Source organism: Amycolatopsis minnesotensis (assembly GCF_039529815.1).
Lineage (GTDB): Bacteria > Actinomycetota > Actinomycetes > Mycobacteriales > Pseudonocardiaceae > Amycolatopsis > Amycolatopsis minnesotensis.
Map to the genome: position 1 here is coordinate 25,928 of NZ_BAAANN010000060.1, position 10,681 is coordinate 36,608.

The following is a 10,681-nucleotide window of genomic DNA, read 5'->3' on the forward strand; positions in this document are numbered from 1 at the left end:
GTGGACTTCGTCAAGTACCAGGCCCTGGGCAACGACTACCTGGTCGTCGATCCCCGGCTGACCGGGTTCGAGCCGACGCCGGAAGCGGTGCGGCTGCTGTGCGACCGGCATTTCGGGGTCGGCGCCGACGGCGTGCTGCTCGGCCCGATCGGCCCCTGCGACCCCGGTGCCGTCCAGGACCCGGTGCGGCTGCGGATCTTCAACTCCGACGGCAGCGAGTGCGAGAAGAGCGGCAACGGGCTCCGGATGTTCGCGCTCTACCTGACCGAGCACTACCGCTACCCGGCACGGTTCGCACTCCGCACCATCGCCGGCACGGCCCCGGTCGGGGTGCTCGATCCGATCGCGGGCGTGGTCGAGGTAGGCATGGGGAAGGCGCGGCTGACGGCCGTCGACGAGGCGTTCACCGCCGGTGGCCGGGAGCTGCGGGTGACCAGGGTGGACGTCGGCAACCCGCACGCGGTCGTGCCGCTCGCGGAGATCTCCCCCGAGCTGGCGCGCGAACTCGGGCCCGCGATCGGGCGGCACCCGAGCCTGCCGGAGGGCTCGAACGTGCAGCTCGTCCGCGTGCTCGGCCGCGGCGCCATCGAGATCGAGATCTGGGAACGGGGCGCGGGGTACACCCTCGCTTCGGGCAGCAGCGGATGCGCGGCGGCGGCCGCGGTCCGCACGCTCGGCCTCGTCGGCGACACCGTCGAGGTCCGGATGCCCGGCGGCGCCATCGAAATCCGGATCGAAGACGACGAGATCACCATGACCGGGACGGCGAGGCCGGTGGCTTCCGGCCGGTTCGCCCCGGCCTTCCGCGCCGCCCTCGACGGCTGCTAAAAGCGTTACGGCGCAACGGGTTCCGCCTCGTTCGCCGCGCAGATGGCCGAGCTGACGACGAGCTACCGCGCCGAAGAACTGGCCGCGATCACCGACTGGATAGGCCGGGCCACCGAGGTGCTCATCGCCAACACGCGCCGAATCTCCCAGCTCGGCGAATGAATCTCGCTGACCCTCTACGCTGAAGGACGCTTCGATAGAGGTCCGCTGCGCATGCCCCGAAGGGGCCCTTGAGGGAATCTGACGCCGCGAAGGGCACCTTCAGGGCATCAGCAGCACCACGCCGCGCGCCGCGAGGGGCGAGATCGCGGCGTCAGATTCCCCGAAGGCGACCTTCAGGGACCAAGCACCCGGCGGCGACTCCCTATGCGGCTCCACGCTTGCGCCACCCATCTTACGACCGATATAGCCGTAAAGTCCGTTTTGCCGGTAGGCTGAAACCCGGCGGCGGCCTGCGACGCGGGCGCTCGACGATCAGCACGGTGCTCCAAGCGGCGCCGGGAGAAGGGGAGCCTCTTGGGCGATGACGCGCGGATCGACTACGACGCCATCGTGATCGGGGCCGGGTTCGCCGGCCTGCACATGCTTTCCGAGCTGCGGAAGAGCGGATTCACCTGCCACGCCTTCGAAACCGGGGACGGCGTCGGCGGAACCTGGTACTGGAACCGGTATCCCGGCGCGCGCTGCGACATCGAGAGCCTGGACTACTGCTACCTGCACGACCGCGAGCTGCACCGGGACTGGCGGTGGAGCGAGCGGTTCGCCACCGGGCCGGAGATCCGCCGCTACGCCGAGCACTTCGCCGAGCGGGCGGGCGTGCTCCCGTCGATCACGTTCGGCACCAGGGTCACCGCGGCCGCCTTCGACGAAACGTCCTCGACCTGGCTCGTGCGCACCGAGCGCGGCGGCCTCGGCGACGAGGTGCGGTGCCGGTTCCTCGTCACCGCGGTCGGCTGCATGTCCGCCGCGGCGGTCCCGGACATCACCGGCGCGTCGCGGTTCCGCGGCGAGCGCCTGCACACCGGGCGGTGGCCGCATGAGCCGGTCGACCTCGCCGGGAAACGGGTCGGGGTGATCGGCACCGGGTCGTCGGGCATCCAGGTGATCCCGGAGATCGCCGCGACGGCCGCCGAAGTCGTGGTGTTCCAGCGGACCGCGAACTTCAGCGTCCCGGCGGGGAACCGCCCGCTGACCGAGGCCGAGCTGGCCGCGGAACCGGAGCGGTACGAGGAGCGCGTCGAACTGGCGAGCACGACCCGGTTCGGGCACGTGGTGGCGGGCACCGGTCAGTCCATTCTGGACACCGGACAGGCCGAACGGGAAGCCGCGCTGGAACAGCGGTGGGCCACCGGCGGCACCGGGATCGTGGCGACGTTCACCGACACCGGCCGCGATCTCGAAGCCAACGCGCTGCTCGCGGATTTCGTCCGTGCCAAGATCAGGGCCACCGTGCACGACCCCGAGACCGCGGAGCGGCTCGTCCCCCGCGGCCACCCCATCGGCACGAAACGGCTGTGCGTCGATTCCGGCTACTTCGGCACCTTCAACTCCGAGCACGTGCGGCTCGTCGACCTGCGCGCCGAGCCGATCGAGGAAATCACCGAGGCCGGCGTCCGCACCGCGCGCGCCGGCTACCCGGTCGACGTGCTGGTCTACGCCACCGGCTACGACGCCTTCACCGGAGCACTGACCAGGATCGACATCACCGGCCGGGACGGCGTATCGCTGGCGAAGCGGTGGGCTTCGGGACCCGAGACGTACCTCGGGCTCGCGGTCGCCGGGTTCCCGAACCTGTTCACCATCACCGGCCCCGGCAGCACCACGGTGCTGTCGAACGTGCTCAGGGCGATCGAGCACCACGTCGCCTGGATCACCGACCTGCTGCGGCACCTGCGCTCCACCGGGCAGGCGGCCGAGGCCGACCAGGGCGCGCAGGACGACTGGACTGGCCAGGTCGCCGACGCGGCCGGCCGTACGCTCTACCACCACGCCGATTCCTACTACCTCGGCGCGAACATCGAGGGCAAGGCCAGGGTGTTCATGCCCTACGCCGGTGGTCTGGACGTCTACCGCGGCATCTGCGATTCCGTTGCCCGCGACGGGTACCGCGGGTTCACACTGTCGCATGTGGACGACGCATGAGCCGCCCGCTGTCCGCGCTCGGGCTCGGCGTCGTCCTGCTCGGCACCCTGCTGCCGATGATGGACTCGTTCATCGTCAACGTCGCGCTGCCCACTATCGCGGGGGAACTCGGCGCGGGCACCGCCGATCTGGAACTCGTCGTCGCGGGCTACGGCATCGCGTTCACCCTCCTGCTGGTGCTCAGCGGACGGCTCGGGGACGCCTTCGGCCGCAGGCGCGTGCTCGTGCTGGGCCTGCTGGGTTTCGTGCTCGCTTCGCTGCTGTGCGCGCTCGCGGCCTCCCCCGGCTGGCTGATCGCCGCGCGGGTGCTGCAGGGGGCGACGGCGGCGCTGATCCCGCCGCAGGTGCTCGGCACGATCCAGGCCGCCGTGCCGCCGGACCGGCGCGCGCGGGCGATGAGCCGGTACGCGGCGGTCAGCGGGCTGGCGGCGATACTGGGGCTGCTCCTCGGCGGGGTGCTGGTGCACGCCGATCTGTGGGGAACCTCGTGGCGCCTGGTGTTCCTGGTCAACCTGCCGCTCGGGCTGGCCGCCGCGGCGCTGACCGCGTTCGTGGTTCCGGACACCAGATCGGACCACCCGGCCGGAGTGGACCTGCGGGGCACCGCGTTGCTGAGCGCGATGGTGCTGGCGCTGCTGGTGCCGGTCAACCGCGGCCCGGTGCTCGGCTGGCCACTGTGGACGATCGCACTGCTCGCCTGTGTCCCGGTACTGGCGATCGTGTTGTGGCGAACCGAAAAACGCGTCGCCGGCTCCGGTGCGGTGCCGCTGCTGCCGCCGTCGGTGCTCACCGAGCCGAAGGTACGCGGCGGGCTGCTGATGCTCGCGCCGTTCCTGGCGGCGTGGGCGGGGTTCCTGTTCGCGCTGCCGTTGACGCTGCAGCACGGGTTCGGCCTCGACCCGCTGCTCGCCGGGCTGGCCGTGGTCCCGATGTCGCTGGCGTTCCTGCTCGGCTCGTTCGCGATCCCCGCGCTGCGCACCAGGCTCGCCGACCGGGTGACCCCGTACGGCGCACTGGTGCAGGGAGCAGGCATCGCTTGGCTGCTGGCAGCGCTTCCCCTGGGATGGCTCGGCGGCGCGGTGTGGAGCGCGCTGCCGGGGCTGGTGCTGATCGGGCTCGGCCAGGCGCTGGTGGTGGGCACCGCGAACATCTCGGTGCTCGGCGCGGTGCCCACCGCATACGCGGGGGTCGGCGGCGGACTGCTGGTGACCGTTCAACAGGGCTCGATGGCGATCGGCGTGGCCGTGCTCGGCACGGTGTTCGCCGCGACGCTGACCGGATACGGGCACGCGACGGCGTTCGGCGTCGTGCTGGCGGTCCAGCTCGTCACCGGGCTCGCCGTCGCCTGCACGTCCCGCACCAAGGCTTCTCGCGTCACGGCCACGGTCAGCTGATGGCCGCCTTGTCGACCGCCGCGATCTCCGCCAGCGACATGTCCAGCTCCTGGTGCAGGAACCGCACCATCGTCCAATGTGGCAGCGCGCCCTCGTCGAACGGGCCGAACTCCTTGCAGTACAAGGGGATCCAGCGCAACGCCTCTTCCGCGGAGCGCTCGCGGGGAGGTTCCTCCTGGTATTCGGTGTAGCTGATGCTGCGGTGCTCGACGAAGAACCCGCCGGGCAGCCGCTGGCACAGCTCGCGGTATTCGCGGGTCTGGAGGATCAGGTAGTGCCAGATCTCGTCGATCTCCTGCTCGACGGGGAGGAACAGGCCCGCGAGCTCGTCGGAATGCGCGGAGACCAGGTAGAGGTAGCGCAGGCATTCGAGGGTCTGCCGTTCGACGTAGTCGGCAGGCTCGCCGGTCTTCACGGTGAAGTACTCGACGACCTCGGCGAACAGCGGTTCCCCCAGCAGGGAACGGAGGTCTGCGGCGGAAACGGGCACGGCTCTCCTAGCTTCGAAAGGGCTCGGTGTTCCGGGATTCGGGGTGCAGCCAGGCGTACTTGCCGGACCTGCCGATCGGGATGTGCTCGCGGTGCACCGGTGCCACGGCCAGCTCGAGGTTTTCGGCGAGTGCCGCGGCAAGCGAACCGGCCGTCGCTTCGTCGAGCGGCTCGTCGTCGAAGGTGGTGTACTCCAGTTCCCCGGCCGCCGCCCCGGTCATCCGCAACCGGTAGAGGAACACCGGCGGCGCGCTTTCGCCGATCCACCGGTCTAGATCGCCGTGGCACAGCAGGGTGGAGCCGACGCGGATCAGCTCTTTCTCCCTGCCGCAGAAGCGCGCGATCCGCTCGGGGTCGGGACTCCCGTCCACGGTGCGCGCGCAGTCGCCGGACCGGTACCGGATCAGCGGCATGTGCGGATTGCGGATGCTGGAGACGATGATGCTGAACAGGGTGCTGCCCTGCTCGACCGGAATCAGTTCGACCTTCATCTGGTCGAGGTGGGGGTGGTACCGCCCGTCCTTGTCGCTGTAGTAGAGATAACCGAGTTCGGTGCTGCCGAAAAGGTCGATGATCGGGCAGCCGAAGTGTTCGCGCAGGAACCAGGAGACGTTGTCCGGCGTGTATTCGTAGGCGTGGATGATGCTGTCCGGCCTCGGCAGCCGATCGGTCAGATCCCAGTGCCGCGCTTTCCGCACGAGATGCGCGAGGTGGTAACCGGAACAATCGAGGTGATAGCGGCCGCTCGAATGGGCCGATCGCGTTTCCTCGATCTCGTCGAGCATCCGGACGACGTCCTCGCGCGTCCACAGTGCCGGGTCGAGGCGCTGGTTGACGTAGACGGTGCGGTCGTCGAGGCGCCGGTCCGCGAGGCCGGGCCGTTCGGCGGGCGCCTCGCCGCGCGCCTTGGCGTTGACCCTCGCGACGTGTTCGGTGGCCAGCACCGTGGTGAGCGACACCCGGGGGCAGCCGTTCGCCCAGGTGTGCGCGATGTCCGGATGTTCGCTCCAGAGCCGGTAGTAGGACTTCAGCAGGAAGTACGGCGGCCGGATCAGCTGCATCCGCGCGTGGTTCGTCCCGGTGGACAGCACGAACTCCGCGGCACCCGATTCCAGCGCCGCGGCGAGTTCCGGGGTCATCCAGTTGTCCGGGAACCCGCTGGCTATGACGTCCTTTTCGAGAATGGGGAATTCACCGCTGGCCAGTGCGTCCCGGTACAGCGGGACGCCACGGACCCGGTCGACCATCTCGGCCGATGGCTGACTCGTCATGTGCACCCGTCCTTTTCCACACCGGTGTCCGGCGGCCGCACCGGCCGCCGGACACCGGCAACGAGATCCGTCAGCCGTTGCTGGGCCGCGGCCGGGAAATGCAGCCCTCCTTGGACCTGGAAATGCAGCCGTCCTTGTTCGCGCTCGGCGCCGAATTCGCCGCGACCCACTTGGACCAGACGTTTTCCTGCGCGAGCACCCTGACCAGCTTGTCCATGCCATACCTCCGAACGGGATGCGGACCGCGAGACCGAGACGATCATCGCTCTCTCAAAGTAAAGGGATTGCAAAGGATGTGTCAACACGCCTTGAAGGTCCGTCCCGGGTCAAATCCGGGTGAAGCCCTACGCAGGGTCGCCGGACGGGCGGGAATCCGGCAGAGTTCCCGATTTCGCTACTCGAATTCGGTGAATCAGCGTGATCCAGCGAACAGCGCCCGGCGCGGTTCGGCCGCGGTCCGGATGCCGCTCGCCGGGTTCTCCCGCAGCGTGACGGTGGCGGGTCGCGTCACCCGGCCGCTCCCGGCGCGAGGTGGCCGAGCCGGGCCCGCACCCCGTCGGCGCGCAGCCAGCCGAATCCCGCGTCCTGGAGCTGGCGCAGCAGAGCGTCCACATCGGGCCTGGTCCATTGCGGACACCGTTGCCGGAACGCGGTCAGGTAGGGCATCGCACCGTCGTCCCAGTCCGACGGCGCGTGCGCGGTGAGCGCCCAGTCGAGCTCCCACAGGCGCGCGGTCTTGTCGCCGATGCTCCAGGACAGCACGGATCGGCCGTCCGAGGTCATCGCCAAGCCGGTCACGCCCTTCCGGTGCCCTTGCAGGAGGCGCACGCACTTCCCGGCGCGGACGTCCCACACCCGGAGCGTGCTGTCCAGTCCTGCGGACACCGCGAAGCGGCCGTCCGTGGTGAACTGGGCCGTCTCCGGCTCGTGCCCGGGGATCCCGAACTGCCCGACGCGTTCGCCCGTACCGGTATCCCACATCCGGATGTTCCGGTCCCGGTGCCCGCCGGTGGACAGCAGGAAGCGCCCGTCCGCGCTCGGGGACACCGACCACGCGACGTCGTCGTGCGCGTCGATGGAACGCACGACCTCGCCGCTTCCCAGTGCGGTCAGGCGAACGAAGCCGTCGTACCCGGCCGAGACCACGAAGCGGCCGGTCGGATCGGGCCGCACGACGCTCACCCCCGCCCTGCCGGTGATCGACTTACCCGGATGCGCATCCACCGTCCACAGTGGTCTTCCCGTGCTCAGGTCCCACAGCCGGACCTTGCCGCCCATCAGGCCGGCCACCGCGTTCCTCCCGTCCGCGGAGAACCGCACGTCCTCCGGGACGAAGTCCGTTCCGGACAGCTCCCGCAGGCATTCACCGGTCTCGGTCGACCAAAGCCGGATGGAACCGCTCAGGCCCTCTGCGACGCTGACGTGCCCGGACAGCACCCGTTTCCCGTCCTGGCTCAGTGAAAGCGACTTCACCGCGTCCATCCCGTCGCCGCGCCGCGGCCATTCGAGGACGCGCGCGCTGGTGCCGCCCGCTACCTCCCACACCTGGATCATCCCGTCGAACCCGCCGGTCACCGCGATCCGGCCGTCGCCTGCCAGATCGGCCGCGGCGACGGAACCGGTCGCCAGCACCTTCGACGGCCAGGCGTCCCGCAGACCCGTCCGCGCCGAGTGTGCGGCCAGCGTCCGCCACGCGGCGAGCGTGCGCGGTTCCCGTTCGTATCCCGGGACCTCCCGCGCTCGCGTGAGCAGGTCGAGCGCGGCGGGGAAAGCGCTGGCGGCGATCGCGCGCTCGGCGTCGCCGACCCGCTTTTCCACCAGGGAGTGCAGTTCGGCGAGTTCGAGGTACGGGCGCGGGCGGCTGAGCTGGTGCGCCGCGGTGTACCCCGAAGGCATCTGCCACCGCCGGACCGTCTGCTCGTCGTCCACGGAGACCCCGGCCCCGCCGTCGCCGTCGAGCAGGACGTCCTCGACGCGCGGATAGGCCTCCCCCGTCCGGAACGTGCGCAGGCAGCATCCGGTGTCCGTGCGCCAGAAGCGGACGGTCGCGTCCTGCGCGCCGGAGAACAGGAACCGCGCGTCGTCGCTCATCGAGAGCGCCTGGACCGTGCTCGTGTGCCCGGTCATGGTGCGGACGCAGTCGCCGGTTTCGACGTCCCAGAGCCGGATCGCCCCGGTGTGCGCCGCGCCCGTCACCACGAAGCGCCCGTCGGCGCTGAGGCTCAGCGCACTGGGCGCCGACGGTTCGGGAAGTTCCCAGACGCGCCGTTGGCGACCGGTTCCGGTGTCCCACAGGCGGATGTGGGTGCGGTCGGCGAACAGCGCGCATCCGCCGCGGAGGTCGATCGCCGAACTTCCCCCTCCCCCGTTGCGATCGCGGTGGAGCTTCCGTCGCTTGCCGGTGCGGAGATCCCACAGCAGCACCGTGCCGCCGCCCGCCCAGAGCAGGTATCTCGCGTCGGCGCTGAGCCGGACCGCGCACTGACGTGGTTGCTCAGCCGGGTGCCGTGCCGCTTTCACGGTGTGCAGGCACTTGCTGGCGGCCAGGTCCCACACGCGAACCGTGGCGTCCGACCCCGCGGTGGCGCCGAAGCAGCCGTCCGGGGTGAGGTCGACCGCGTGCACCGCGGGGTCGTGCTTGATGAACGTCCGGAGGTACTCGGCGGTCCGCAGGTCCCACAGCCACGCCTCCCCGTTCCGGCAGCCGGTCAGCGCGAATGGCGCGTCACCCGCGATGCGGGTCGGCGTCCCGGTGTCGTCGATGCCCATCAGCTGTTCGACTTCGCGCCAGCGACCGCGCAGCCCCTTCGGCCGCCAGCGCATCACTTTCGTACCAAGGCACTTGGCGTCGCGCACCTGTCCTGTTTGGACGGCTGTCAGGGTGGCCGCGACTTCCGGGTCGCCCGCGCCGTTGCCGTCGAGGAGCCTGCGGGCGGCGACGAGATCGCCGCGTTCGAGGTGGACCTTGGCGAGCAGGTGCCGCGACTGGCCCGGATCGTCGTCCGACTCGCGGACGCGATCGAGATCGGCGACGAGGGCTTCGTCGGTGATGTCCCCGCTCCGCCACCGCCGCAACCCGGTGTTGTAGGTGGCTTCCCGGTGCTGCGGGTCGGCGGAGAGCGCGGCCGCGAACGCTTGCCCCGCCTCGGCGGCGCGGCCGAGGTCGAGCAGCGACAGCGCGCGGTTGTTGAGCTCGTCGGCGCGCAGCTCGGCGGCCACCGGCTCGTGCCGCGGGTACCGCGTGCCGGTCACCTCCTGGTAGATGCGCGCCAGTTCGGCGGCGACCGCGGTGAGCGAGGACGGGCGGCGCGCGGGATCCCGGGCCAGGCAGGCTTCGAGCAGGTCGGCCAGTGCCGATGGCAGCGGGGGCGAGCCCGGTTGCCCGGCGCGGATCGCCGCCAGTGCCGCGCCCGCGGCGGGACCGGCCATCCAACTCGCCCCGCCGGTCACCATCTCCAGCAGTGACACGGCGAAGCTGTAGATGTCGGTGCGCCGCCCGACCGGATGCCCCGCGGCCTGTTCGGGCGAGGCGTACCGCGGGGTCATGCCACCATCACCCGGCACCGGAACGCTCACCCCTTGCGTGGCACCGGGAGCGAGCGCGACGAGCCGCCGTGCCTTCGCGAGCCCGAAATCGGTGATCTTCGCCGTGACCGCGTCGCCCACTTCGCCGTCGAGCAGCACGTTCGCGGGTTTCACGTCCCGGTGCACGATCCCCCGGCCGTGCGCGTGGTCGAGGCCCCACGCGATCTGGACCGCCACGTCCAGCAGCCTGGCCAGCGCCTCGTCCGGCCCGCCCGCGTACAGCCGCCGGTCCTCGATCCAGTCCCACAGGCTGCCACCCGCCACGTACTCGGCGAACAGCCTCGGCACACCGTCGAGCACGCGAACGTAGTGGCAGCCGCACACGTGCGGGTGCAACCCCAGCGAAACCCAGGTCTCCGCCTCGGCGATGAACTCCCGCTGCTGTTCCTCGTCCTGGAACAGCCGGGGATCTGGGCTCTTCACCGCCAGTTCGACGGCCCACGCCAGGTGCCGGACCCGGTGCACCACACCCATCCCGCCGCGCCCGAGCACCCCCGAAACCTCGTACCGGCCGTCGACGACCTCCCCGACCTGCCACGTCACCGCGAACTCACCGGCTTTCCTGGTCGGGGCCCTCGCCGAGCAGGCCGAGGTCCGCTGGCATCAACGTGGTGTTCTGCAGCAACGCCTTGAAGAGATTGTGGTTCAGCGGGTCGCCGACCGGCAAGGCATCCTCCCCTGATCATCCGTCCGGCCCATGCTAGGACGTCCGCTCCGGACCGGCGCCGACCATATTGCGACGTGCCGCGATGAACATCGGATGACCTGTTCGGCCGCTGGATCCGACCCTGGTTCCGAGGTCAAATACCCCCCAGCGCACTCCGAAGTCCATAAAGGACAGTGTGGTTCGTCAGGCGAATCCGGTGTGTGGTGGTTCTTCGGTGTAGCTGCGGCCGTTCGGGGTGGTGACGGTGAGGGTGCCGGTGTCGTTGGTGGTGAAGGTCCAGCCCGGTTCGCCGCGCAGCACGTGGT

7 protein-coding genes are annotated in these 10,681 nt (G+C 70.5%); 3 read left to right on the forward strand and 4 right to left on the reverse strand.

The window, feature by feature from the left end; all coding sequences use genetic code 11:
* The 3 genes from dapF to ABD256_RS41285 all read left to right on the forward strand — a co-directional run bounded on the left by dapF (nucleotide 1) and on the right by ABD256_RS41285 (nucleotide 4,364).
* Entirely contained in the window at nucleotides 1–828 is an 828-nt protein-coding gene (gene dapF / locus ABD256_RS41275; RefSeq protein ID WP_344431369.1) for a diaminopimelate epimerase, read from the forward strand.
* Between the two features lie 516 nt (nucleotides 829–1,344).
* Nucleotides 1,345–2,970 (forward strand): flavin-containing monooxygenase, encoded by a 1,626-nt coding sequence (locus ABD256_RS41280; protein WP_344431371.1) that lies wholly within the window; start codon nucleotides 1,345–1,347, stop codon nucleotides 2,968–2,970.
* Complete coding sequence (locus ABD256_RS41285) at nucleotides 2,967–4,364, forward strand: MFS transporter (RefSeq protein ID WP_344431373.1); 1,398 nt, start codon at nucleotides 2,967–2,969, stop codon at nucleotides 4,362–4,364. The genes ABD256_RS41280 and ABD256_RS41285 overlap by 4 nt, the downstream gene beginning before the upstream one ends.
* Here the strand turns inward: ABD256_RS41285 and ABD256_RS41290 are convergent.
* From ABD256_RS41290 to ABD256_RS41305, 4 genes are all read right to left on the reverse strand, one after another.
* A complete protein-coding gene (locus ABD256_RS41290) occupies nucleotides 4,357–4,854 on the reverse strand; it encodes a glycine-rich domain-containing protein (RefSeq protein WP_344431375.1) in 498 nt (165 codons plus the stop codon). The two genes, ABD256_RS41285 and ABD256_RS41290, sit on opposite strands and share 8 nt — an antisense overlap.
* A gap of 7 nt (nucleotides 4,855–4,861) precedes the next feature.
* Nucleotides 4,862–6,124 (reverse strand): acyl-CoA synthetase family protein, encoded by a 1,263-nt coding sequence (locus ABD256_RS41295; RefSeq protein WP_344431377.1) that lies wholly within the window; start codon nucleotides 6,122–6,124, stop codon nucleotides 4,862–4,864.
* Between the two features lie 70 nt (nucleotides 6,125–6,194).
* On the reverse strand, nucleotides 6,195–6,341 hold the full coding sequence (locus tag ABD256_RS41300; protein ID WP_344431379.1) for a hypothetical protein: 147 nt from the start codon (nucleotides 6,339–6,341) through the stop codon (nucleotides 6,195–6,197).
* 290 nt (nucleotides 6,342–6,631) lie between these two features.
* Nucleotides 6,632–10,252, reverse strand: coding sequence for a protein kinase domain-containing protein (locus ABD256_RS41305; protein WP_344431381.1), 3,621 nt, complete (start codon nucleotides 10,250–10,252; stop codon nucleotides 6,632–6,634).
* Between the last annotated feature and the right edge of the window lie 429 nt (nucleotides 10,253–10,681).

Bases quoted from the DNA above. Each gene is read 5' to 3' on its own strand.
- ABD256_RS41285 (WP_344431373.1), top strand. From the start codon at position 2,967: ATGAGCCGCCCGCTGTCCGCGCTCGGGCTCGGCGTCGTCCTGCTCGGC.
- ABD256_RS41295 (WP_344431377.1), bottom strand. From the start codon at position 6,124: ATGACGAGTCAGCCATCGGCCGAGATGGTCGACCGGGTCCGTGGCGTC.
- ABD256_RS41300 (WP_344431379.1), bottom strand. From the start codon at position 6,341: ATGGACAAGCTGGTCAGGGTGCTCGCGCAGGAAAACGTCTGGTCCAAG.